At 67.4% G+C, this 22,749-nt stretch carries 22 protein-coding genes and 2 tRNA genes; 15 read left to right on the top strand and 9 right to left on the bottom strand.

What is annotated here, in order from left to right; genetic code table 11:
• Positions 1-261: 261 nt before the first annotated feature.
• Positions 262-900: a Maf-like protein gene (locus C7401_RS10270; RefSeq protein WP_112171274.1), complete on the top strand. Its 639-nt coding sequence runs from the start codon at positions 262-264 to the stop codon at positions 898-900.
• Positions 897-1,628 carry an SAM-dependent methyltransferase gene (locus C7401_RS10275; RefSeq protein ID WP_112171275.1) on the top strand — a complete coding sequence of 244 codons (732 nt, stop codon included), beginning with the start codon at positions 897-899 and terminating at the stop codon, positions 1,626-1,628. The genes C7401_RS10270 and C7401_RS10275 overlap by 4 nt, the downstream gene beginning before the upstream one ends.
• Before the next feature lie 117 nt (positions 1,629-1,745).
• Here C7401_RS10275 and C7401_RS10280 read toward each other — a convergent pair whose 3' ends face one another.
• From C7401_RS10280 to C7401_RS10295, 4 genes are read right to left on the bottom strand one after another with little or no spacing between them, the layout of a single operon-like run.
• Positions 1,746-2,750 carry a S49 family peptidase gene (locus C7401_RS10280; RefSeq protein ID WP_112171276.1) on the bottom strand — a complete coding sequence of 335 codons (1,005 nt, stop codon included), beginning with the start codon at positions 2,748-2,750 and terminating at the stop codon, positions 1,746-1,748.
• 15 nt (positions 2,751-2,765) lie between these two features.
• The gene (locus C7401_RS10285) at positions 2,766-3,170 is read right to left on the bottom strand and encodes a Rieske (2Fe-2S) protein (protein WP_258396970.1); all 405 of its coding nucleotides are present in this window, start codon (positions 3,168-3,170) and stop codon (positions 2,766-2,768) included.
• Entirely contained in the window at positions 3,167-3,826 is a 660-nt protein-coding gene (locus C7401_RS10290) for an HAD-IA family hydrolase (protein WP_112171277.1), read from the bottom strand. The genes C7401_RS10285 and C7401_RS10290 overlap by 4 nt, the downstream gene beginning before the upstream one ends.
• Before the next feature lie 32 nt (positions 3,827-3,858).
• Positions 3,859-4,896 (bottom strand): RluA family pseudouridine synthase, encoded by a 1,038-nt coding sequence (locus C7401_RS10295; protein ID WP_112171278.1) that lies wholly within the window; start codon positions 4,894-4,896, stop codon positions 3,859-3,861.
• A gap of 829 nt (positions 4,897-5,725) precedes the next feature.
• Between C7401_RS10295 and C7401_RS10300 the strand changes: the two genes are divergently transcribed.
• From C7401_RS10300 to C7401_RS10325, 6 genes are all read left to right on the top strand, one after another.
• Positions 5,726-9,049 carry an Rne/Rng family ribonuclease gene (locus C7401_RS10300; protein WP_112171279.1) on the top strand — a complete coding sequence of 1,108 codons (3,324 nt, stop codon included), beginning with the start codon at positions 5,726-5,728 and terminating at the stop codon, positions 9,047-9,049.
• 177 nt (positions 9,050-9,226) lie between these two features.
• Positions 9,227-10,339 carry a GTP 3',8-cyclase MoaA gene (gene moaA / locus C7401_RS10305; RefSeq protein ID WP_112171280.1) on the top strand — a complete coding sequence of 371 codons (1,113 nt, stop codon included), beginning with the start codon at positions 9,227-9,229 and terminating at the stop codon, positions 10,337-10,339.
• A gap of 25 nt (positions 10,340-10,364) precedes the next feature.
• Positions 10,365-10,997 (top strand): molybdenum cofactor guanylyltransferase MobA, encoded by a 633-nt coding sequence (gene mobA / locus C7401_RS10310; protein ID WP_112171470.1) that lies wholly within the window; start codon positions 10,365-10,367, stop codon positions 10,995-10,997.
• Positions 10,998-11,104: 107 nt separating this feature from the next.
• Complete coding sequence (gene moeA / locus C7401_RS10315) at positions 11,105-12,415, top strand: molybdopterin molybdotransferase MoeA (RefSeq protein WP_112171281.1); 1,311 nt, start codon at positions 11,105-11,107, stop codon at positions 12,413-12,415.
• Positions 12,416-12,471: 56 nt separating this feature from the next.
• Positions 12,472-12,747: a hypothetical protein gene (locus C7401_RS10320; RefSeq protein ID WP_028212919.1), complete on the top strand. Its 276-nt coding sequence runs from the start codon at positions 12,472-12,474 to the stop codon at positions 12,745-12,747.
• A gap of 44 nt (positions 12,748-12,791) precedes the next feature.
• On the top strand, positions 12,792-13,244 hold the full coding sequence (locus C7401_RS10325) for a GNAT family N-acetyltransferase (RefSeq protein ID WP_112171471.1): 453 nt from the start codon (positions 12,792-12,794) through the stop codon (positions 13,242-13,244).
• A 99-nt stretch (positions 13,245-13,343) separates the two neighbouring features.
• Here the strand turns inward: C7401_RS10325 and C7401_RS10330 are convergent, their stop codons facing one another.
• From C7401_RS10330 to pncB, 5 genes are all read right to left on the bottom strand, one after another.
• A complete protein-coding gene (locus tag C7401_RS10330; protein WP_112171282.1) occupies positions 13,344-14,864 on the bottom strand; it encodes a DNA recombination protein RmuC in 1,521 nt (506 codons plus the stop codon).
• The gene (locus C7401_RS10335) at positions 14,861-15,850 is read right to left on the bottom strand and encodes a 2-hydroxyacid dehydrogenase (protein ID WP_112171283.1); all 990 of its coding nucleotides are present in this window, start codon (positions 15,848-15,850) and stop codon (positions 14,861-14,863) included. The genes C7401_RS10330 and C7401_RS10335 overlap by 4 nt, the downstream gene beginning before the upstream one ends.
• Before the next feature lie 92 nt (positions 15,851-15,942).
• On the bottom strand, positions 15,943-17,379 hold the full coding sequence (locus C7401_RS10340; protein ID WP_112171284.1) for a sodium:proton antiporter: 1,437 nt from the start codon (positions 17,377-17,379) through the stop codon (positions 15,943-15,945).
• Positions 17,369-18,031 carry a LutC/YkgG family protein gene (locus C7401_RS10345; RefSeq protein WP_112171285.1) on the bottom strand — a complete coding sequence of 221 codons (663 nt, stop codon included), beginning with the start codon at positions 18,029-18,031 and terminating at the stop codon, positions 17,369-17,371. Before C7401_RS10345 ends, C7401_RS10340 begins: the two co-directional genes overlap by 11 nt.
• A gap of 100 nt (positions 18,032-18,131) precedes the next feature.
• Entirely contained in the window at positions 18,132-19,334 is a 1,203-nt protein-coding gene (gene pncB, locus C7401_RS10350) for a nicotinate phosphoribosyltransferase (protein WP_112171286.1), read from the bottom strand.
• A gap of 356 nt (positions 19,335-19,690) precedes the next feature.
• On the opposite strand from pncB, the gene fdxA reads away from it, so the two are divergent.
• From fdxA to C7401_RS10390, 7 genes are all read left to right on the top strand, one after another.
• Entirely contained in the window at positions 19,691-20,014 is a 324-nt protein-coding gene (gene fdxA, locus C7401_RS10360) for a ferredoxin FdxA (protein ID WP_112171287.1), read from the top strand.
• 145 nt (positions 20,015-20,159) lie between these two features.
• A tRNA-Asn gene (locus C7401_RS10365) sits at positions 20,160-20,235 on the top strand.
• A 69-nt stretch (positions 20,236-20,304) separates the two neighbouring features.
• Positions 20,305-20,380, top strand: a tRNA-Asn gene (locus C7401_RS10370).
• Positions 20,381-20,526: 146 nt separating this feature from the next.
• Positions 20,527-20,829 carry a type II toxin-antitoxin system ParD family antitoxin gene (locus C7401_RS10375; protein ID WP_112171288.1) on the top strand — a complete coding sequence of 101 codons (303 nt, stop codon included), beginning with the start codon at positions 20,527-20,529 and terminating at the stop codon, positions 20,827-20,829.
• Entirely contained in the window at positions 20,826-21,167 is a 342-nt protein-coding gene (locus tag C7401_RS10380; RefSeq protein WP_112171289.1) for a type II toxin-antitoxin system RelE/ParE family toxin, read from the top strand. Before C7401_RS10375 ends, C7401_RS10380 begins: the two co-directional genes overlap by 4 nt.
• A 75-nt stretch (positions 21,168-21,242) precedes the next feature.
• Positions 21,243-21,743: a CreA family protein gene (locus C7401_RS10385; protein WP_112171290.1), complete on the top strand. Its 501-nt coding sequence runs from the start codon at positions 21,243-21,245 to the stop codon at positions 21,741-21,743.
• A gap of 27 nt (positions 21,744-21,770) precedes the next feature.
• Positions 21,771-22,700 (top strand): AraC family transcriptional regulator, encoded by a 930-nt coding sequence (locus tag C7401_RS10390; RefSeq protein ID WP_112171291.1) that lies wholly within the window; start codon positions 21,771-21,773, stop codon positions 22,698-22,700.
• Positions 22,701-22,749: the final 49 nt, after the last annotated feature.

Genomic DNA, 22,749 nt, shown 5'->3' on the forward strand with positions numbered 1-22,749 from the left:
CCGCAAAATTCAGGCGCCTGCGCAAGACGTGCGACGAGAGCGTACCAATGAAAAGCCCAAAATCATATCGCCTTTATCTTTGTGAGTCAAACACTTAAGCTCGCGTACGCAAGTGCCTGTGCGGGCGAGGATTTCGGACGATTTTAACGAGGTGCGGCGGCAAATCCGCCCCCGTTTTTCGCTACCCGAACTGACGCTACAGGCACCGTTTCAGCCGCTTTTCTGTTCCGCGCTTACCTATTCCGTCTACTCCGACCGATCATGCTGGATTCTCCTTCGCAAGCCCCGCGCACGGGCCGCCCCGCTCTCATCCTCGCCTCCAGTTCGCGCTACCGGCGTGAACTGCTCGAGCGGCTGCGCATTGCGTTCACCACGGCCGTGCCCGCCGTGGACGAAACGCCGCAGCCCGGCGAAACGCCCGAAGCCACGGCGCTGCGCCTCGCCGAGGCCAAGGCGCGCGCCGTGGCCGCAACGCTGCCCACCGGCGCCGGTCGCACGCTCGTGATCGGGTCCGACCAGGTCGCCACGTTCGACGGCCACCAGATCGGCAAGCCCGGCACGCACGAGCGCGCCCTCGCGCAGTTGCAGTCCATGCGCGGCCGCGAAGTGTTGTTCCATAGTGCCCTGAGCCTGCTCGACACCGCTACTGGCCAAACGGATACCGTCGATATCGTCACGAAGGTACGCTTTCGCGACCTCCCGGACGCCGCGCTCGACGCCTATCTGCGCGCCGAAACGCCCTACGATTGCGCGGGCAGCGCGAAAGCGGAAGGGCTCGGCATCGCGCTGCTCGAAGCCATCGAATCGGACGACCCCACCGCCCTGATCGGCCTGCCGCTCATCGCGCTCACGCGCATGCTGCTCGCCGCGGGCTATCCGCTGCTGGAGACACAGGCATGACGACCACAACCAAGGGCACGCTCTATCTGATCCCGAACACGCTCGGCGAAGGCGACGACGACGCGCTCAACGCCGTGCTGCCCGCCCCGGTGCGCGAGCGCGCGGGCACGCTCGCGAGCTATATCGGCGAAAACGCCAAGACCACGCGCGCGTTCCTCAAGCGCGTGGGCACGACGCTGCCGATCCAGGAAATCGAGATCCGCGAGCTCAATGTCAATACGCCGGCCGGCGAAATCGACAAGCTGCTCGCGCCGCTGCTCGCCGGCGTCGACACCGGGCTGGTTTCCGAGGCGGGCGTGCCCGCCGTCGCCGATCCGGGCGCGCTGCTCGTGCGGCGCGCGCACGAACGCGGCATCAAGGTCGTGCCGCTCGTGGGCCCGAGTTCGATCCTGCTCGCGTTGATGGCGTCGGGCCTGAACGGCCAGAGCTTCGCATTTCACGGCTACCTGCCCGTTGACGCGAACGAGCGCGTGAAGAAACTGCGCGAACTGGAGCAGATCTCGCGAAAAGGCAAGCAAACGCAAATTTTCATCGAGACGCCCTACCGCAACCGCACGCTGCTCGACGCCTTGCTCGCGAACTGCGCGCCCTCCACGCTCGTATGCGTCGCAGCCGACCTCACGCTGCCCACCGAGACGATCCTGAGCCGCGCCGTGTCCGACTGGAAGAAAAAGCCCGCGCCGGAGTTGCACAAGCGGCCAGCGATCTTCCTGCTGCTCGCGAATTGAGCGTTTAACTGCGCGCTCGACTAAGCGCGCCTCAGCGCGAAAACCAATCGGCCGCTGCGTGACTCACTCACGCAGCGGCCGATTTTCCTTGAAGCCGAACCGGAGCCGCGCGGGCGCTCAGTGCAGCGCCGGCTTGCCGCCGAGCAGCAGCGAATGCACGGCGGCCGAGCCAATGCTCGCGCCAACGCGCTTCGCCACGCGGTCGGTCAGGCTCTGCTTGACCGTGTAATCGACGACATCGGGCGCCTTGATGACTTCGCGCGCCACGTAATCGGTGTCGCCGTAGCCGTCAGCCAGACCGAGCTCCACGCTCTTCTGGCCGGTCCAGAACAGGCCGGAGAAGATGTCCGGCGAGTCCTTCAGGCGCTTGCCGCGCCCCGCCTTCACCGTGTCGATGAACTGCTGATGGATCTGGTCGAGCATTTCCTGCGCGTGTGCGTCCATCTTCGGCGTGTCGGGCGAGAACGGATCGAAGAAACCCTTGTTTTCTCCCGAGGTGCGCAGGCGCCGCTGGATGCCGAGCTTGTCCATCAGGCCCGTGAAGCCGAAGCCGTCCATCAGCACGCCGATCGAGCCCACGATGCTCGCCTTGTTGACGTAGATCTTGTCGGCCGCGGCGGCGACGTAATAGCCGCCCGAGGCGCACATGTCGCCCACCACCACGTAGAGCGGGATGGCCGGGTACTTCGTGCGCAAACGCCGGATCTCGTCGTTGATGATGCCCGCCTGCACCGGGCTGCCGCCAGGGCTGTCGATATGCAGGATCACGCCCACGGTGCCGTCGTCGTCGAACGCGCTGTCGAGTGCGCTGATGATGTCGTCGGCGTTCGCCGAGGTGTCGGAGCCGATTTCGCCGTCGAGCGAGACGAGCGCCGTGTGGCGCCCTTCGCTCTCCACGCGCGCGCCCGAAATGTCGAGCACCGCCCAGGCGAGCACGATCAGGACCGCGAGAAACGCGAAGCGAAAGAAGATCCGCCAGCGCCGCGCCGCGCGCTGTTCGGTGATGGCGGCAAGCGCGATGCGTTCGAGCGCCTCGCGCTCCCAACCGGGCGCCGGCGCGCCGCGGTCTGACGAAGCCGCGCGCGGCGCTTCGTTCGAATCAGGGGTCGGATTGTCGGGCATGCGAGCGGTAAAAGGTCACGATAGGGTCGGACGCAAATCGTCGTCCGGAAGCCAGAATACCGTACGGCCCTCGGGTGTGTCGCGTTCCTCGACGCGCACGGGGCGCAATCGTCCGCCGCGGCACGGCCCGCCCACGCATTTGCCCGTGTCGGGCTGGTAGATCGCGCCGTGCGTCGCGCACATCAGGTAGAGCCCGGACGACTCGAAGAACTGGCCCTCGACCCAGTCGAGCTCCATCGGCACGTGCGCGCAGCGGTTCAGGTAGCCGTAGACCTCGCCGCCGTAGCGCACGAAGAACACCACGGCGTCGCCGCCCGCGTAGCTCGCGCTCATACGCCACCCTTCGCCGGCCTCGACAAGTTCTTCGGCCGCGCACACGCGCACCGGATCGTGCACCGACGCCACCGGCGCGGTGCTCACGCGTGCTCCCGCAGCCACAGCGCGAGCGCCGCGACGTCCTGCGCAACGAAACGCGGCTCGAGCTTTTCGAGCGCCCCCGAAGCGTGCGCGCCATAAGCCACGCCCACACCCGCCGCGCCCGCGTTGATCGCCATTTGCAGGTCGTGCGTCGTGTCGCCGACCATCACCGTGCGGTTCAGATCCTGCCCCAGTTCGCGCGTCAGCTCGTGGAGCATGGCCGGATGCGGCTTGGAGAAAGTTTCGTCGGCGCAGCGCGTGCCGTCGAAAAGGCTCGTGAGGTGCGAGTCGGCCAGCGCCCGGTTGAGCCCGACGCGGCTCTTGCCGGTCGCCACGGCGAGCAGGTAGCCGGTGTCGCGCAACTCCGTGAGCATTTCGCGCACGCCCGTGAACAGCTCGGTTTGCTGATCCTTGAGCAGATAGTGAATGCGGTAGCGCTCGACGAGCCGCGGATAGTCCGCCGGATCGAGCGTGGGCGCGGCGATCTGCAACGCCTCGCGCAGGCCGAGGCCGATCACGTAGCTCGCCGCCTCGTCGCCGGGCACCGGCAGGCCGAGGTCCCGGCACGCCGCCTGGATGCTGCGCGTGATATGGGCGGTCGAGTCCATCAAGGTGCCGTCCCAGTCGAACACAATCAGATCAAATTGCTGTCGGGCCATACAGGGCTTCTCCAAACACTGTCATATTTTTGTCATTCCGGTCGGGCCGCGTCAGGCGCGGGCGAGGCGTTCGCGCTGTCGCGCTGCGCGCGCAACCCCTCGACGAAGCCGCGGCAATCCGCCGGCAGCGGCGCCTCGAACTGCAACGGCTCGCCCGTAATCGGGTGCGCGAGCTTCAGGCGATGCGCATGCAGGAACATGCGCTTGATGCCCGGCCGCGCGCCGGTGCGCGCGAGCGCCTTGTTGAGGGCGAAGTCGCCGTACTTGGCGTCGCCGACGATGGGCAGCCCGAGGTGCGCAAGGTGCACGCGGATCTGGTGCGTGCGCCCCGTCTTGAGCTCGGCTTCGAGCAGCGCATAACCGGGCCAGCGCTCGATGAGATTGAACACCGTATGCGAGGGCATGCCGTCGGGCTGCACGCGCACGCGGCGCTCGCCTTCCGGGGTCAGATACTTGTGCAGCGGCTCCTTCACGGCGCGCCGGCGGCCCCAGTCGCTCGCCCATTCGCCGTGGACGCAGGCGAAATAGCGCTTGTCGGTCTGGTTGTCGCGCATCTGCGCGTGCAGGCCCACGAGCGCGGCGCGCTTCTTGGCGAGCATGAGCACGCCCGAGGTCTCGCGGTCGAGCCGGTGGACCAGTTCGAGAAACTTGCCCTGCGGGCGCGCCTCGCGCAACTGCTCGATCACGCCGAACGCCACGCCGCTGCCGCCGTGTACGGCCACGCCGGCGGGTTTGTCGATGACGAGCAGCGCGTCGTCCTCGTAGAGCACCGGAAACTGGGCGGCCGGCACGGGCGCGGCACCGGCGGGCGCGCTCGACTGCGACGTGCGGATGGGCGGCACGCGCACGACGTCGCCTTCGGCGAGCCGGTACTGCGCGTCGACCCGGCCCTTATTCACGCGCACTTCCCCGCTGCGCAAAATGCGATAGATGTGGCTCTTCGGCACGCCTTTGCAGACGCGCAGGAGGAAATTGTCGATGCGCTGACCGGCCGCGCCCTCGTCGATTTCGACGAACGAAACCTGGTCGCTCGCGACCTGATTCTGGGATGTTTTGCCTAACCCTTTCATTCTGAATATAATTTGCCCAGCGCCGACGCAATGGTAGGCCAAACGGCCAAATGTCCTGCGAACCCCAAGAGGGTTATCCTGGACTCGGACCACGCGGCGAGCGCAGGCTGCAAGCGATAAACGGTTATTTTACTTGCGCCCGGGGCTGGTTGCTCACCCCGCTTGATGAGAAGCAACGAGTTGCACGCACGGAATCCCGCACCGGCAGGGACGGCGCCCACAGGCACGTTCGGTCAGGGACGGCTCCGACGGTAACGGAACATTGGTATAAAGAATTTATCCGGCGTGTCCCGCCGCGCGGTCGAAGTGACCGCCGCTGGACGCGTTGGTGGCGAAAATACGGCGAGCGCCCGAAGCGTCCTGGCAATGTGCAGGACATGGCGACGTCAAAAAGTGGCGAGACATCCCGAGGGGGAAGACGGGCGTTCCTGACAAGCTTCCCGTGCGCGGCCCCGATTGAATCTGTGGCCGCGAACCTGATCCAGCCGTACGCGCGCGCGGTTCGCCGCTGCGGCAGGCGTCTGTCATGGCCGTTGCCATGGCACAGCCGGCAGGTGGATCGGAAGCGCAGGAAAACCGTGCCGTCGCGAACCCGCGGCATGTCTCTTCGCTTCTTGAAGACGTATTTCGCATGTGCCCACGCGGCCCCGTCCTCGGCAACGCAACGCCGGACCGGCGCCCAGAAAAGGCAATTCTCCCCGCCATCGTTCCCGCTCCAGCGTGCTTGTGACAACACAATAAGGCGCGGCTCGCCGCTGCCCGCACCGTGCTGCCTGGCGTCGCCGCCGCGCACCGTGCGGCTTGCGCGCGAACGCACTGGAGTCGTTCTATGAAACGAATGCTGTTCAACGCGACACAGCAGGAAGAACTGCGTGTCGCTATCGTCGATGGACAGAAGCTGATTGACATCGACATCGAAACCGCCGGGCGCGAACAGCGCAAAGGCAATATCTACAAGGGCATCGTCACGCGCATCGAGCCTTCGCTCGAAGCGTGTTTCGTCAACTACGGCGAAGATCGCCACGGCTTCCTGCCGTTCAAGGAAGTCGCCCGCCAGTACTTCCGCGAAGGCATCGACATGCGCGGTGCGCGCATTCAGGACGCCCTCAAGGAAGGTCAGGAACTGATCGTCCAGGTCGAGAAGGAAGAGCGTGGCAACAAGGGCGCCGCCCTCACCACGTTCATCTCGCTCGCCGGCCGCTACCTCGTCCTCATGCCGAACAACCCGCGCGGCGGCGGCGTGTCGCGCCGCATCGAGGGTGACGACCGTCAGGAACTGCGCGAAACCATGGCGCAGCTGCAACTGCCGGACGGCATGAGCATCATCGCGCGCACGGCCGGCATCGGCCGCTCCGCCGAAGAGCTCCAGTGGGACCTGAACTACCTGCTGCAACTGTGGCGCGCCATCGAAGCGGCGTCGCAGGCTGGCACGTCCGGTCAGCCCATGCTGATCTACCTGGAGTCGAGCCTCGTCATCCGCGCGATCCGCGACTACTTCCAGCCCGACATCGGCGAAATCCTCATCGACACCACCGAGATCTATGACCAGGCACGCGCCTTCATGGATATCGTGATGCCGGACAATGTCAATAAGGTGAAGCGGTATCACGACGACGTGCCGCTGTTCTCGCGTTTCCAGATCGAGCACCAGATCGAAACGGCGTACTCGCGCACCGTCCCGCTGCCCTCGGGCGGCGCGATCGTGATCGACCACACCGAAGCGCTGGTCGCCATCGACGTGAACTCGGCACGCGCCACCAAGGGCGCCGACATCGAGGAAACGGCAGCACGCACCAACCTGGAAGCCGCCGACGAAGTCGCGCGCCAGTTGCGTCTGCGCGACCTGGGCGGCCTGATCGTGATCGACTTCATCGACATGGAGTCGGCCAAGAGCCAGCGCGAAGTCGAGCAACGCCTGAAGGACGCCCTGCGCCACGACCGCGCACGCGTGCAGATGGGCAAGATCTCGCGCTTCGGCCTGATGGAACTGTCGCGCCAGCGTCTGCGCCCCGCCCTCTCGGAAGGCAGCCACGTCACCTGCCCGCGCTGTAACGGCACGGGTCATATCCGCGATACGGAATCGTCGGCGCTTCAGGTCCTGCGCATCATCCAGGAAGAAGCGATGAAGGAGCACACCGCGGCAATCCATTGCCAGGTGCCGGTCGAAGTGACCGCCTTCCTGCTGAACGAAAAGCGTTCGGAAATCAACAAGATCGAGTCGCGCTTCAAGGTCGGCGTCGTGCTGATCCCGAACAAGCATCTCGAAACGCCGCACTACAAGCTCGAGCGTCTGCGTCACGACGACGCGCGTCTCGACGACCCGCGCGCCTCGTGGAAGATGGCCGAGGAAGCGGCTCGCGAACTGGAGTCGGAAACCGGCTACAGCAAGCGCAGCGCCGAAGCCAAGCCGAAGCAGGAAGCGGCGGTCAAGGGCATCACGCCGGAACGTCCGGCGCCGAGCGCACCGGTCAAGCCGGCCGAGGCCGCGCCCGTCGCAGCGCCCGTGGCCGTCACGCCCGCAGGCGGCGGCTTCTTCGGCTGGGTCAAGCGCCTCTTTGGCGGCGCACCGGCAGCGGCACCCGCGCCGGCGCCGGTCGCACAACCCGAAAAGACCGCTCGCCCGACCCGCGAAGCCCGCACCGAGCGCGGCGACAAGACCGGCGGCGACCGCAACCGTAACCGCCGTACCGGCGGGCGCGACGCGGCTGGCCGTGGCGAAGCCACGGGCGGCGCACGCACCGGCCAGCCGTCTGGCCGCCGCGAGGATCGCGAACCGCGCGAGCAACGTGAGCCGCGCGAACCGCGTGAGCAACGTGAAGCACGCGAAGGCCGTGCCCCGCGCGAGCAACGCGAGCCGCGTGAACAGCGTGAACCGCGCGAGCAACGTGAACCGCGTGAAACCCGCGAAGCACGCGCCGATCGCGAACAGCGCATCGAACGCGTCGAGCGTGGCCAGGAGCGCAGCGAGGTGACGCCGGAAGCCGGCGCCGCCCGCAGCGAACGCCAGGAACGCGGCGAGCGCCGTGAGCGTGGCGAACGTGCCGAGCGCGGTGAGCCGCGCCGTCGCCAGCCGGCGGAAGCCGCGGAGGCCCAGGAAGAACGTCTGGACGCCGCATCGACGGCAGCCGCCGAAGGCGTCGAAGCGCCGCAAACCGAACTGAGCGAAGGCGCAGGCCAGGGCCTCGACGAAGACGGCCTGCCGCGTGAAGGTGAAGAGCGCCGCCGCCGCCGTCGCGGCCGTCGCGGCGGTCGTCGCGAGCGCGAGACGGAAGCCGCTGGCTTCACGCCGGACGCTGAAGGCCAGGAAGCCCCGGAAGGTGGCGAGGATGAAGCCGCGCCGCAGCAACCGGCCATCGAGCAGCCCGCCGTTGCGGCCCAGGTGCACGAAGCGCCGGCTGTGGAAGCGCGCGTCGAATCCGTGATCGAAACGACTGTCGTGACCGCATTGCCGGCCGCCGCAGTGGTTGCCGAAGCGGGCCAGACGCCGGCCGTCGCCGTGACGACCACCCCGGTCGAAACCGTCGCCCCCGAAGCTGTGCACGCCGCAGCGCCGGCAGCCCCGGTCGAGCCGACGCCTGCGCCGGTCGAAACCGCGCCCGCGGTGGAGCAGAAGGCAGAAGAGCCGGCGGCCCCGGTCGCTGCGGCCGAACCCGCTGTCGAAGCCGTCGTCGCGTCGGTCGCTCCCGTAGCCCCCGTAGCCCCCGTAGCCCCCGTAGCCCCCGTGGCGACGGAAACGCCGGTCGAGCCGACCGAGCCGGTCCAGCCGGTTCAGGTCGAATCGCAGCCGGCCGTGCGTGAAGACCGCGTCGAAGCGCCGCAGGCTGAAGCGCCGGTGGCCGCGCCCGTGGCTCAACCGGAGGCGGCGCCAGTCGCCGTCGAGACTGCCCCGGCGGTCGTCGCAACCACCGAGCCGGCCGCGCAGCGCCCGGCCCCGGCGGCTGCGGCCGCCACCGGCGGCTCGGCCGACACGCTGCGTCCGATGCTGGAATCGGCAGGCCTCGTGTGGGTCAACACCGACGCCGGCAAGCTGGAAGCCGCCCAGCAAGTCGCCGCGCAGATCGTGAAGCCCGCGCGCGCGCCGCGCGAGCGCAAGGCGCTGGCACCGGTCGACGCAACGCCGATGCAACAGGTCGAGACCTCCCGCCAGCCGTAAGCGCTACGGGTGTCACCGACACCGCGCCGGGCTTCCAGGCCCGGCGCCATCCCCAAAAAGCCCGCCCGTTCCGGCGGGCTTTTTTTTGGCGGCTTTTTTGATATATCAGCGTTCTCCCTCGGCAGTCGCCAATGCCCGGTTCGGCTAGAATCGAAGCAACGCGAGAACGAAGACACCATGTCCCGACGCATCATCCCTGTTGCCGATATCCGCACGCTGCCGCCCAAACCGGCTGCGGGGCCCGCGCGCACGCCCTCGGGCGCGGTGTTCGACGCGCTCGCACGGCCGCTGCGCGACCTGCGCATTTCGGTCACCGATCGCTGTAATTTCCGCTGCGTCTACTGCATGCCGCGCTCGGTGTTCGACAAGAACTACCCGTTTCTGCCGCATTCCGCGCTGCTTTCACTCGAAGAAATCGAGCGCCTGGCGCGGCTTTTCGTAGCACTCGGCGTCACCAAGATCCGCCTCACGGGCGGCGAGCCGCTACTGCGCAAGAACATCGAATTCCTGATCGAGCGCCTCGCCGCACTGCGCACGCCCTCGGGCGAACCGCTCGACCTCACGCTCACCACCAACGGCTCGCTGCTCGCCCGCAAGGCGCGCGCCCTGCGCGACGCGGGCCTCACGCGCGTGACGGTGAGTCTCGACGCGCTCGACGACGCCCTCTTTCGCCGCATGAACGACGCCGACTTCGCGGTGGCCGACGTGCTCGACGGCATTGCCGCGGCGCACGCCGTGGGTCTCGCGCCGCTCAAGGTCAACATGGTCGTCAAGCGCGGCACGAACGACGGCGAGATCGTGCCGCTCGCCCGCCATTTCCGCGGCACGGGCGTGGCGCTGCGCTTCATCGAATACATGGACGTGGGCACTTCGAACGGCTGGAACATGACCGAGGTGCTGCCGTCGGCCGAGGTCGTCGCCCGCATTGCCGAGCACTGGCCGCTCGTGCCGCTGGAAGCGCATAGCGCCGCCGAAACGGCGCAGCGTTGGGGCTATGCCGACGGCGCAGGCGAGATCGGCGCGATATCGAGCGTGACGCGCGCGTTCTGCGGCGACTGCACCCGCGCGCGCCTGTCGACCGAGGGCAAGCTGTACCTCTGCCTTTTTGCCTCGATGGGCTACGACCTGCGCGCGTTGGTGCGCAACGGCGCCACCGACGCGGAACTCACCGGCGCGATCGCGCAAGTCTGGGAAGGCCGCGCCGACCGCTACTCGCAACTGCGCGGCAGCGCGCAGGCGCCCGCCTCCGCGGACGAGCGCCGCATCGAAATGTCCTACATCGGTGGCTGACACGCCCCCCGAGCTCATCCTGCCGATGAGCGAGCGAACCATCCCCGCCGAATCGATCACCGGCCTCGTGCTCGCGGGCGGCCGCGGCCAGCGCATGGGCGGCGTGGACAAGGGCCTCCAGATATTGCACGGCAAGCCGCTCGCGGCCCATGTGCTCGCCCGCCTCGCGCCGCAAGCAGGTGCGCTCGCCATCAGCGCGAACCGCAACCAGGACGCCTATGCAGCGCTCGGCGCGCCGTGGCGCGCGAGCGTGCTCGCCGACACACTGCCCGACTTCCCCGGCCCCCTCGCGGGACTGCTCGCTGGCCTGCGCGCCGCACGCACCGAGTGGCTCCTCACGGCGCCCTGCGACTCGCCCTGGCTGCCCGCCGACCTGGCCGCGCGACTGGGCCACGCGGCGCTCGCCCACGGCGAGGCCGGCGCCGACATCGTGACCGCGACCACGACGAACGCCGCAGGCGTCGTCTCGCTGCATCCCGTTTTCGCGCTCGTGCGCACCTCGCTCGCCGACGACCTCGCCGCCTTCCTCACGGCGGGCGAGCGCAAAGTGCGTGCGTGGTACGCGCGCCACAAGGCCGCCGAAGTCGCCTTTGCCGATGAACGTGCGTTTTACAATATCAATTCCTTACAGGAACTGGCCGAACTCGAACGCGCCTGAATTGCAATCGGGCGGCGCCCGGCCAGCCGCCGTCCCCGGCACACGGCCGGCACGCCCGCCTGGACGATCGCCGCACACCTGGTGCGGATGCGACGCTTCCTCACTCGATGACCACGCTTAACCATCTCCCCGGCAACGCCGGGTGCATCAGCCAGTACGATCCGCAAGCTTTGCCCGTGAGCGCCGCGCAGGCCATCGTGTTGCAGTGGGTGACGCCGCTCACCGCGAGCGAGCGCGTACCGCTGCGCGAAGCGCTCGCGCGCGTGCTGGCCAACGACGTGATTTCGCCCATCGACGTTCCCGCGCACGACAACTCCGCGATGGACGGCTACGCCTTCGACGGCGCGGCGCTGGCCACGGCCGGCGCATCGGGCGAGCTGACGCTCCCGGTCTGCGGCAAAGCGTTCGCCGGCCACCCCTATCAGGGCGCCGTCGCGGCGGGTGCGTGCGTGCGCATCATGACCGGCGCGCCGATGCCCGCGGGCTGCGACACCGTCGTGCCGCAAGAGCGCGTGCAGGTGCGCGGCGAAGCCGTCACGTTCGATGCGAGCGCGGTAAAACGCGGCGCGAACGCCCGCCGCAAGGGCGAAGACCTGGCGCGCGGCGGCGTGGCGCTCGCATCCGGCCGCGAACTGCGCGCCAGCGACATCGGCCTGCTCGCCTCGCTCGGTCTCGTCGAGGCGAACGTCAAACAACGGCTGCGCGTGGCGTACTTCTCCACCGGCGACGAACTGCGCTCGCCCGGCGAGCCGCTCGAACCGGGCTGCATCTACGACAGCAACCGCTACGCGCTCGGCGCCATGCTGCAACGCCTGAACGTCGAGGCGATCGATCTCGGCGTGGTGCGCGACGACCCCGCCGCGCTCGCCGCCACACTCAAGCAGGCTGCCGAAACGGCCGATGTCGTGCTAACCTCCGGCGGCGTCTCGGTCGGCGAAGCCGATTTCACGCGCACCCAGTTGCAAACGCTCGGCGACGTCTCCTTCTGGGGTCTCGCCATGCGCCCCGGCCGGCCGCTCGCGTTCGGCCGTATCTGGTCGGGCGGACACCCCGGCGCGGGCCGCGCGGCGCTCCTGTTCGGCTTGCCGGGCAACCCGGTCGCGACGATGGTCTCGTTCTACCAGATCGTGCGCCCCGCCCTCCTGGCGATGGCGGGCGCGAAGGCGCAACCCGTGCCGCTCGTGCCGGCGGTGAGCGAGCAGCCGATCAAGAAGCGCGCAGGCCGCACCGAGTTCCAGCGCGGCCTCGCGCACCGCGACGCCAAAGGCCAGTGGCGCGTCGCGCCGACCGGCTCGCAAAGCTCGGGCGCGCTCAGCACGATGAGCGAGGCGAACTGCTTCATCGTGCTCGCGCACGAGGCAGGAGACCTCGATGCCGGCGACGCCGTCGACATCATGCTGTTCGATGGGCTCGTCTAATGCGCCTGGCCATCAAACGTACCCACACGTCCACCTCGACATACGGACCGACACCTATGAAAAAACAGATTTCGTTCATCGCCGCGGGGCAGACCGCCAAAGCGCTCATCCTCGTGTATCTGACCTTCAGCGTGCCGATCGTGCTGCTCGGCGTGCTCGTGGCGTTCGTGCGCTACGGGTCGGTCGAACTCTCCACCATCTTCAGCGCGCTGCTGCTCAACGCGATCGTCGGCTTCATCCTGCTGTGGATCGCCTGCCATGCGTACAACTGGGTCGCTTCGCGCTTCGGCGGCATCGAGATCCATCTCTCGGACGTGCCGGAGGAAGCGTGACGTCCGCGACGATCCGCGCCGCCACGCCCGCCGACGTCGGCGCGATGCACGCGCTGATGTACGAGCTCGCCGAGTTCGAGAAGCTCACGCATCTGTTCACGGGCACGGCCGAAGGTCTCGCCGACGCCCTCTTCGGCGCGCGCCCTGCCGCCGAGGCGCTGGTTGCCGAGGACGCCGGGCGCATCGTCGGCTATGCGCTGTTCTTCCACAACTACTCGACTTTCCTGAGCCGCCGCGGTCTGTATCTCGAAGACCTCTACGTGCAGCCTTCGCAACGCGGCACCGGCCTCGGCACGGCCATGCTGCGCGCGCTCGCGGCCATTGCCGTCGAACGCGGCTGCGCCCGTTTCGAATGGACCGTGCTCGACTGGAACACGCCGGCCATCGGCTTCTATGAGAAGCTCGGCGCGACGGTGCTGCCCGACTGGCGCGTCGTGCGCATGACCGGCGACGCACTCGACAAGCTCGCCGCTCCCGCCGAACCGGCGATCGGGTAAGCGCAACGCACACGCGCCGAACGCACTCGAATGCAAACGGGCCGCCTGGATTCAGGCGGCCCGTTGTCCTTTGGCGCGCGGCTTTTGCAGACGCGCTGCTCACTCGTCTCCGAATCCCCCATCGCCCGCCGGCTCGCCGTTGCCCAAGGCATCGCCGAGCAGGTTCGCCGCCGTCTCGCCCGGCAACGCCTCCACGTCGCGCAGCTTGCGGTTCATCGCGCGGGTGCGCACCTCCGCCGCCTCGATCGAACGCGTGACCGTTTCGAGCTGCGACTTCGTGCGCGCGAGCACGTCGCCGAACTTGCCGAACTCCGTCTTCACCGCGCCCAGCACCTGCCACACCTCGCTCGAACGCCGCTCGATCGCCAGCGTGCGGAAGCCCATTTGCAGGCTGTTGAGCAGCGCCGTGAGCGTGGTCGGCCCCGCGACGCTCACGCGGTAGTCGCGCTGGAGCACGTCGGTCAGGCCGGGACGGCGCAGGATTTCCGCGTAGAGCCCTTCGGTCGGCAGGAACAGCAGCGCGAAGTCGGTCGTGTGCGGCGGCGCGACGTACTTCTCGGCGATGGTGCGCGCCTCCGCGCGGATGCGCAGTTCGAGCGCGCGCCCGGCTTCCTCGATCGCGGCGACATCGGCGCGCTCCTGCGCGTCGATCAGCCGTTCATAGTCCTCGCGCGGAAACTTGGCGTCGATCGGCAGCCACACGGGCTCCGACTGATCCGCGCCACCCGCGCCGCGTCCGGGCAGGCGAATCGCGAACTCCACGCGTTCGCTGCTTTTGGGCACGGTCGCGACGTTCTTCGCGTACTGCTCGGGCGTGAGCATCTGTTCGAGCAAGGCTTCGAGCTGCACCTCGCCCCAGGTGCCGCGCGTCTTCACGTTGGTCAGCACCTTCTTCAGGTCGCCGACGCCCGCCGCCAGCGTCTGCATCTCGCCAAGCCCGCGATGCACCTGCTCCAGTCGATCGGAAACCAGCTTGAACGACTCGCCAAGGCGCTGCTCAAGCGTCGCGTGCAGCTTCTCGTCCACGGTGCGGCGCATTTCTTCGAGCTTCGCCGCGTTGTTCGCTTCGATGTCCTTTAGACGCTGTTCGAGCGTCGCGCGCACTTCGGCGAAGCGCCGGTCGTTCGCCTCGGTGAGCTGCGCGAGCTGCTGCGTGAGCACCGTGCCGAAGTGGCGCAGCGCGGCGCCCTGCTCCTCACGCGCCTGCTGGGCTTGCTGATGCAGGCTCTGGCGCACGACGTCGAGCTGCTGCGTATTGGCGGCCGTGAGCTTGGCGAGTTGCTGCGCGAAGCCGTCGATCTGGCTGTTCTGCACCGTCGCCATGCTGCCGAGCTGCGCCGCGAGTGCCTGCTGCACCTGCGCGAAGCCGCCGCCGAACTCGCTGCGCGAGGTTTGCGCGGTGCGCGCGATTTCGTTGCGCAACTCGCGCTCGATGCGCTCGGCCGCGCGCGCCTGCGTGTCGGTCGAGGCCGCGAGGCGGTCGCTCAGTTGATCGAGCGCGTCGAGCGTGGCCTCGCCGTCGTCATGGCCCTGACGGGCGCGCAGCAAGGCCACGAGCGTGACGACGAACGCGGCCGCCAGCGCGACGAGCGCCAGCGACATGACGGCAAGCGGACTCATGTACGCGCGTTCCCCAGCACGGCGGGATTGATCGGATTGGGCGGCTGCCCCGCACGCGGGCCTTCGCCGAGCGCGGCGATCAGGTTGTCGGCGGCGAGGTTCGCCATGGCGCGGCGCGTGGCTTCGGTCGCGCTCGCGATATGCGGCGTGAGCACGACGTTCTCCACTTCGAGCAACGCGGAGTGCACGCGCGGCTCGCCCTCGAACACGTCGAGGCCCGCCGCCGCAATCTGGCGCGTGCGCAGCGCCTGCGCCAACGCCGCGTCGTCGACGATGCCGCCGCGCGCGATGTTGGTGAGCGTGGCGGTGGGCTTCATCAGCGTGAGTTCGGCCGCACCGATCGTGTGATGGTTCTCCGCCGTGTAAGGCAGCACGAGCACGACGTGGTCGGCCTGCTTGAGGAGGTCCTGCTTCGAAAGATACTCGGCGTTCAGTTCGCGCTCGATCTCAGGCGCGACGCGCGAGCGATTGTGATAGACCACGCGCATGTTGAAACCGCGCGCGCGGCGCGCGAGCGCCTGGCCGATGCGGCCCATGCCGATCACGCCGAGCGTGGCGCCGTAAATGTCCGAGCCGAGAAACGCGTCGAACGACCACTTGTCCCACTTGCCCGCGCGCAGGAAGTGCCCGGATTCCGTCACGCGGCGCGCGGCCGCCATCATCAGCGCCCAGCCGAAGTCGGCCGTGGTTTCGTTGAGCACGTCGGGCGTGTTGGTGCCGAGCACGTTGGCCGCGTTGAACGCGGCCATGTCGAAGTTGTTGTAGCCCACGGCCATGTTCGACACCGCGCGCAGACGCGGCGCGGCCGCGAGCGCCGCCGCGCCGATGGGGTCGCCCGCGGTGAGCGCGCCGTCCTTGTCGGCGAGCCGCTGGTGCAGCGCCTCGGGCGCAAGCGCCTCGCCGTTGTTCCAGTCCACGTCGAAATACTGCTTGAGCCGATCGATCACGTCGGGAAAGATCGGGCGCGCCACGAGAATCTTTTGCATCGTTGCTCTCCACACTTCAGTCGTTCTGTCGGAATGTCCGTCATTGTTGCGCGTGACGGGGCGCGCAGGGAAGTCTCGCGTCGGGCTCGGGGCTAGACGAAAAAGAGCCAGGTGGCCGCGAGAAAGACCGGCATGAGCAGCGCGGCCGACCAGCCAACATAGCCGAAGAAACCCGGCATGCGCACGCCGCGCGACTGCGCGATCGCCCGCACCATGAAATTCGGCGCGTTGCCGATGTAGGTCAGCGCGCCCATCCACACCGCGCCCGCCGAAATCGCGGCGAGCGTTTTCGCGCCGCCCGCCATGAGCGCATTGGCGTCGCCGCCCGCGAGATTGAAGAACACGAGATACGTGGGCGCGTTGTCGAGAAACGACGAAAGCAGGCCGGTCGCCCAGAAGTACATCGCCTCGTTCGGGCGGCCCGGCGCGTCGTTCACGAGCCGGATCAGCGTAGCGAACGCGCCCGCCTCGCCCGCGCGCAGCATGGCGATAACGGGCGTGATCGTCACGAAAATGCCCGCGAAGAGCTTCGCGACCTCCATGATCGGCGCCCATTCGAAGCCGTTGTCGGCGCGCGCCGCTTTCGAGGTGAACGCGAGCGAGATCAGTGCGAGCGCAACGAGTCCCGCATCGCGCACGAGGTTCTGAAGCGGCAAGTGCGCGCCCGCGACGTCGAAAACGACGCCCGGCCGCCACACGCCGCTCATCAGCACGAGCGCGACGAGCAGCGCGAGCAGCACGAAATTGGCCTTGCCGCCGATGGCGAGCGCGCCCGAATCGGGCGTCGGGTCCAGCGAGGCGGCGTGCGCCTCCCCCGCGCGGCTGAAGTACCAGCTATCGAGCGCGTAGAACACCGCGAGCAGCACGCCGCACACGAACAGCATGGGCAGCGCAAGATGCTGTGCAGTCCAGAAGAATCCCACGCCGTTCAGGAAGCCGAGAAAAAGCGGCGGATCGCCGAGCGGCGTGAGCAGGCCGCCCGCGTTCGCGACGAGGAAGATGAAGAACACGACGACGTGCACGTTGTGCCGCCGGTTGTCGTTCGCGCGCAGGAGCGGCCGGATCAGCAGCATGGCCGCGCCAGTCGTGCCCATCACGCTCGCGAGCACCGTACCGAGCGCGAGGATCGCCGTGTTCGTGCGCGGCGACCCCCGCAGATTCCCATAGACGCAGATGCCGCCCGCGATCGTATAGAGCGCGCCGAGCAAGACGATGAACGGCAGATATTCGTCGACGATGGCGTGCACGAACAGCGGATAGGTCGCGCCGATTCCGTGCGCGAGCGCGAACGGCAGCAAAAAGGCGAGCGCCCACGCCGCGGCGATCTTGCCGAAATGGCGATGCCAGAACGCGGCGGCGAGCATGGGAAAGAACGCGATCGACAGCAGCATGCCGGCGAATGGCAACGCCCAGACCGCGCCGAGCGAGGCGCCATCGAAGGTTGCCGCGTGTGCGCTCGTGCCGGACAACGACAGCGCGGCGAACGCAGCGGCCGCGAACCGGCGGACTACGACGCGCTCACGCGCCATGCACGACGATCACATGCACACGATACGGCCCGTGCGCGCCGAGAATGATGGTCTGTTCGATGTCGCCGGTGCGCGACGGCCCCGAGACGAAATTGACCGCGCGCGGCAGCTCGCCGCGTTCGGCGCGCATGAGGGCGAAGGCGTCTTCGTGGCCTGCGACGATGCGCGAAGCCGGCACAACGGCGATGTGCGTCTCGGGCAGCAGCGCGCCCGAGGCCCAGGTTTGCGGGCTGGAGAGCAGCACCAGCGTGCCGGTTTCGGCCGTGGCGCAGAAGCACCCGGTGAGGCCCACGAGATCGCGGTCCTCGGGCTTGCGAAATGCCACCGCCAGACCCGCGCTGGCCCAGTCGAACGATTCGAGCGTCTGCCACGCCACCGCCTGCATCGGCAAGCCGCGCTCGGCGAGATAGCGTTGCGCGGCGGCGGGCACGTCGGTCATCTGCTGGACTTCGTCCACCGTGCTCGACATCTTGCGCGCCTCGCCCACGAAGCGCGCGACGAGATCGCCTTCGAGGTCGGGGCGCGGCCCCTCGGGATGGCGCGCGAGGTAGTCGGCAACGGCCTCCCGCTCGTGCGCCGCGGGCGTGGCCTCGCGTCCCTGCGCCGCGCGAATGCGCGCGAGTATGCTGCGGCGGGCGGCCGTCGTGTCCATGAACGTCCTCGTCAGATGAAGAAAGGCGACGCGCCGATTATACCGGGGCGTCGCCTTGCGATTTGCGGGCTTTGCGGGCTTTGCGGGCCTCCCGCGCGCGTTACTTGCCCGCGCCTTCCTCTTCCGTGGGCTGCTCGATGCCGAACACCTGACGCAGATAGGCAAGATACGCCTTGTCGTCGCACATGTTCTTGCCCGGCGAATCGGAGAGCTTGGCCACAGGCTGGCCGTTGCAGCGGACCATCTTGATGACGATCTGCAACGGCTGGTAGCCGAGGTCGTTGGTGAGGTTCGTGCCCACGCCGAAGGCGAGGCGGCAGCGCTCGCCAAACCGTTCGTAGAGGCGCAGCACCTTGGGAATGTCGAGCGCGTCCGAGAAGATCATGGTCTTCGTGCGCGGGTCGCAGCGGTTGTCTTCGTAGTGCTTGAGCAGACGCTCGCCCCACTCGAACGGATCGCCCGAATCGTGGCGCGCGCCGTCGAAGAGCTTGCAGAAGTACATGTCGAAGTCGCGCAGAAAGGCCTGCATGCCGTAGACGTCGGAGAGCGCGATGCCCAGGTCGCCGCGATACTCCTTCGCCCACATCTCGAAGCCGAAGATCTGCGAGTCGCGCAGGCGCGGCCCGAGCGCCTGGCACGCCTGGAGATACTCGTGCGCCATCGTGCCGAGCGGCGTGAGGTTGTGCTTCATCGCGTAGTACACGTTGCTCGTGCCGGCAAACTGCTCGCCGAGATCTTCCTTGAGCGTGAGGATCACCTCCTCGTGCCAGCGCTTCGAGAAGCGGCGGCGCGTGCCGTAGTCGGCGATCTTGCAGTCGGAGAATTCGGGCTTCGCGCCGAGCAGTTCGATCTTGTGACGCAGGCGCTCGCGCCCCTCCTCGTACTGAGGATGATGCTGCGTGTTGCGAAAGTACACCTCGTTGACGATGGCAAGCACCGGAATCTCGAAGAGGATGGTGTGCAGCCAAGGCCCCTTGATCTCGATGTCGATCTCGCCGTTGCCCTTGGGCGACGGCGTCACCGTGATGTACTTTTCGTTGAGGTGAAAGAGCGCGAGAAAGTCGATGAAGTCGCTCTTGATGAAGCGCATCTTGCGCAGGTACTCGAGCTCGGTCTCGGCAAAGCGCAGCCGGCAAAGCTTCTGGATCTCGCTGCGGATCTCGTCGACGTAAGGCACGAGATCGACATTGGGCGTGCGGCAGCGGAAGCGGTATTCCACATTGGCCGCGGGGAAATGATGCAGCACCACCTGCATCATCGTGAATTTGTACAGATCGGTATCGAGCAGCGAAGTAATGATCATGATGGGCCAGCCGGACTGCAATCGGATAGCGCCCGCGCAACGCGAAAGCCGCACGCGGCACAGGATATGGGCCTTGCGACGGCTCGGGGCGGCGGGCGCCAGCGGTGCGCCCATGTTACCCGAATGACCGCGCACGCCGTGTACCCGTCTGCACGCCCCCTTGCGCAAAAGGGGCAATCGACATCATTCGACGCCATTCGGTTCAAGCCGCTCGGATCACCCCATCTTATAAACTAATCACGAAACGATCTAACGCGCGGTGCGGGCGTGTGGCTGGGGTAATTCCTCATCAGTTACAATACCGCTTTTGGCGAACCGCCATCCCCCGATACAAAAAGCTTGCAGGAGTTGCCTGAATGACTCACGTTGTGACCGAAAGCTGCATCAAGTGCCGCTATACCGACTGCGTCGATGTGTGCCCGGTGGACTGCTTTCGCGAAGGTCCCAACTTCCTCGCGATTGACCCGGACGAGTGCATTGACTGCGCCGTGTGCGTTGCCGAATGCCCGGTGAACGCCATCTACGCCGAAGAAGACGTGCCTGGCGACCAGCAAGCGTTCATCGAACTGAACGCCGACCTCGCCAAGGGCTGGCCGAGCATCACCAAGACCAAGGCCCCGCTGCCGGAAGCCGACGAATTCAAGGACGTGAAGGACAAGCTCGAGCTTCTGGCACGCTAATCGCGCGGTAATCGCCTGTTCGGGGTTTCGCCCTGTCGCGCGCCGGGACAGTCGCTTGCAATGCGCACTGCCTTAAAAGAGATAGCGCCAGGGTATTGACAGTCTCCGCTGGACCCCATAGAATCTCGTTCTCTGCTTTTGTTGATCCCCGATAGCTCAGTCGGTAGAGCGCCGGACTGTTAATCCGTAGGTCCCTGGTTCGAGCCCAGGTCGGGGAGCCAAGATTCGCAAAAGCCCGTTAATCAGAACGGGTTTTTTTATGACGTAAAGCGTTGTAGCTGTACTGCTGTTCCCCGATAGCTCAGTTGGTAGAGCGCCGGACTGTTAATCCGTAGGTCCCTGGTTCGAGCCCAGGTCGGGGAGCCAAAATATGAGGGGTTGCGTGTTGCACGCAACCCCTTTTTCTTTTGCTGCGCGCTTTTCGCCTGCCTCCCCTCTTTCCGATCAAATAGCCTGCTGGGTCGCCATGGCATAATCTGCCAATTACCGCGCTTCCCTCAAAGGCTGCCGCCATGCCCACCCGCAACGTCGTACTTACCGACCATCAGGCTCACCTGATCGATTCCCTCGTCAATTCGGGGCGCTTTCAGAACGCAAGCGAAGTGTTGCGCGCGGGCCTGCGCCTGATCGAGCGCGAGGAAGCCGAAACGCAGGCGAGACTCGAAGCGCTGCGCGACGCGGCGCGCCTCGGCCTTTCCGATGTCGAAGCGGGGCGCCTGCGCAGCTTCACATCGGCGCATGCGCTCGGCGATCATCTGGATAGCCTCGTCGCGAACGCGCTTGCGCCCGACAGTCCCCCAAAGCGCGCACGTTGAGCGCCCGCCAGACGGGCTGGACCGTTCGCCTGACTGATTCCGCCGAAAACGATTTCCTCGACATTGTGAGCTGGTCCGCCGGGCAGTTCGGCCCGGGTCAGGCGCGCGCGTACGCAACGACGATCTCACACGCGTTGCAGGACCTGATGGCCGGCCCCGATATACCTGGCGCACGCGCGCGCGACGACATTCTCCCCGGCATCGTGACGCTCCACGTTGCCCGGAACCGGCGCAAGGGACGCCATTTCATCCTGTTCCGCGTCAATGCCGACATTACGCAATGCATCGACGTGCTGCGCATTCTTCACGATGCCATGGATTTGCCACAGCATCTGTAGCCGCCGCGTCCGGTCAGCGCTCGCGCAGGCCCCACCCTCCCCGATAATGTCGCTTCGCCACCTCCGGGAATCCGCATGACATCCACCCGCCTCTTTGCACGCCCCGCACGCCTCGCGCGCCCGCTCATCGCCTGCGCGAGCTTGTGCGCATTCGCCGCCGCCCACGCCGAGCAGATCGGCAGCGTGAACACCAACTTCCGCATGACCAGCTCCGACAAGGTCGTCGTCGAGGCCTACGACGATCCGCAGGTGCAAGGCGTCACCTGCTACGTCTCGCGCGCCCGCACGGGCGGCGTGAAAGGCACGCTCGGCCTCGCCGAAGACCCTACCGAAGCGTCGATCGCCTGCCGCCAGGTCGGGCAAATCGCGTTCACGGGGCCGCTCAAGCAGCAGGCCGACGTCTTCAACGAGCGCATGTCGCTCCTCTTCAAGACGCTGCACGTCGTGCGCGTGGTCGACGCGAAGCGCAACGCGCTCGTCTACCTGACCTACAGCGACCGCGTCGTGAGCGGCAGCGCGAAGAACAGCGTCACCGCCGTGCCGGTGCCCGCGGGCACGGCCATTCCACTGCGCTAAACTGAGGATCCGCGCAGGATTTTGACGATGCCCGACTCCCGTTTCCGAGATTCCGCCCGCTACTGGCGCACGCCGCTGCTGCCCGGCGGGGATCTCGTCACAGCCGAATACCACGAGCACACGTTCGCGCCCCACTGGCACGAGGCCTACACGATCCCCGTGATCGAAGGCGGCGCGGAATGCTTCCGGTATCGCGGCTCACAGCATGTCGCGGAAACGGGCACCGTGCCGGTCATCAATCCGGGCGAACTGCACACGGGCTCGCGCGCTGTCGACAAAGGCTGGAGCTATCGGGTGATGTACGTGCCGATCGGCTTCCTGCACGACCTCGCCGCCGAAATCGCCGGCCGCGCGCAGCCGCTGCCGTGGTTCGACTCCGAGGTGATTCACGATCTCGATCTCGCGCACCGCCTCTCGCGCGCGCACCGGCTGCTGGAAAGCGACACTGACCGGCGGCGCACACACGCCGGGCTCGACGCCCGCACGAGCACCGTCACGGCGCCGCCCGAGGCCCCCGCGCTTGCGAACGCGCCATATGCAGCACATCCGGATCTGCTCGCCGTAGAAGGCGCGTTGCTCGACGCGCTCTCGACGCTCCTCACGCGCTACGGCCGCACGCGCGAGGCCGCGCTCAAGCATGGCCCCAACGATGCGCGCGTGGAGACGATGAAGGCGCTCCTCGCCGCCGATCTCGCCACGCCGCTGCGCGTGGCCGATCTCGCCCAGGCCGTGGGCCTCTCGCCGTTTCACGCCACGCGCCTGTTCACCCAGGCGACCGGGCTGCCACCGCACGCGTGGCGCACGCAGTTGCGCCTGCAACGCGCGCTCGGCCCGCTGCGCGACGGCGCCACCGTCGCCGACGTCGCCGCGGCCAGCGGCTTCACCGACCAGAGCCACTTCACGCGGCACTTTCGCCGCATGTTCGGCGTGCCGCCAGGGCGCTGGCAGTCGTCCTGAGCGCCGCCGGGGCGCCAGGCTTCGGCACCCCGCCGCAAGAACGTACAAG

This window comes from Paraburkholderia unamae (assembly GCF_003268775.1).
Taxonomy (GTDB): Bacteria; Pseudomonadota; Gammaproteobacteria; order Burkholderiales; family Burkholderiaceae; genus Paraburkholderia; species Paraburkholderia unamae.

Coding starts and splice junctions, on each gene's coding strand:
- C7401_RS10270 (WP_112171274.1), top strand. CDS start 262: ATGCTGGATTCTCCTTCGCAAGCCCCGCGCACGGGCCGCCCCGCTCTC.
- C7401_RS10275 (WP_112171275.1), top strand. CDS start 897: ATGACGACCACAACCAAGGGCACGCTCTATCTGATCCCGAACACGCTC.
- C7401_RS10280 (WP_112171276.1), bottom strand. CDS start 2,750: ATGCCCGACAATCCGACCCCTGATTCGAACGAAGCGCCGCGCGCGGCT.
- C7401_RS10290 (WP_112171277.1), bottom strand. CDS start 3,826: ATGGCCCGACAGCAATTTGATCTGATTGTGTTCGACTGGGACGGCACC.
- C7401_RS10295 (WP_112171278.1), bottom strand. CDS start 4,896: ATGAAAGGGTTAGGCAAAACATCCCAGAATCAGGTCGCGAGCGACCAG.
- C7401_RS10300 (WP_112171279.1), top strand. CDS start 5,726: ATGAAACGAATGCTGTTCAACGCGACACAGCAGGAAGAACTGCGTGTC.
- moaA (WP_112171280.1), top strand. CDS start 9,227: ATGTCCCGACGCATCATCCCTGTTGCCGATATCCGCACGCTGCCGCCC.
- mobA (WP_112171470.1), top strand. CDS start 10,365: ATGAGCGAGCGAACCATCCCCGCCGAATCGATCACCGGCCTCGTGCTC.
- moeA (WP_112171281.1), top strand. CDS start 11,105: ATGACCACGCTTAACCATCTCCCCGGCAACGCCGGGTGCATCAGCCAG.
- C7401_RS10320 (WP_028212919.1), top strand. CDS start 12,472: ATGAAAAAACAGATTTCGTTCATCGCCGCGGGGCAGACCGCCAAAGCG.
- C7401_RS10325 (WP_112171471.1), top strand. CDS start 12,792: ATGCACGCGCTGATGTACGAGCTCGCCGAGTTCGAGAAGCTCACGCAT.
- C7401_RS10330 (WP_112171282.1), bottom strand. CDS start 14,864: ATGAGTCCGCTTGCCGTCATGTCGCTGGCGCTCGTCGCGCTGGCGGCC.
- C7401_RS10335 (WP_112171283.1), bottom strand. CDS start 15,850: ATGCAAAAGATTCTCGTGGCGCGCCCGATCTTTCCCGACGTGATCGAT.
- C7401_RS10340 (WP_112171284.1), bottom strand. CDS start 17,379: ATGGCGCGTGAGCGCGTCGTAGTCCGCCGGTTCGCGGCCGCTGCGTTC.
- C7401_RS10345 (WP_112171285.1), bottom strand. CDS start 18,031: ATGGACACGACGGCCGCCCGCCGCAGCATACTCGCGCGCATTCGCGCG.
- pncB (WP_112171286.1), bottom strand. CDS start 19,334: ATGATCATTACTTCGCTGCTCGATACCGATCTGTACAAATTCACGATG.
- fdxA (WP_112171287.1), top strand. CDS start 19,691: ATGACTCACGTTGTGACCGAAAGCTGCATCAAGTGCCGCTATACCGAC.
- C7401_RS10375 (WP_112171288.1), top strand. CDS start 20,527: ATGCCCACCCGCAACGTCGTACTTACCGACCATCAGGCTCACCTGATC.
- C7401_RS10385 (WP_112171290.1), top strand. CDS start 21,243: ATGACATCCACCCGCCTCTTTGCACGCCCCGCACGCCTCGCGCGCCCG.
- C7401_RS10390 (WP_112171291.1), top strand. CDS start 21,771: ATGCCCGACTCCCGTTTCCGAGATTCCGCCCGCTACTGGCGCACGCCG.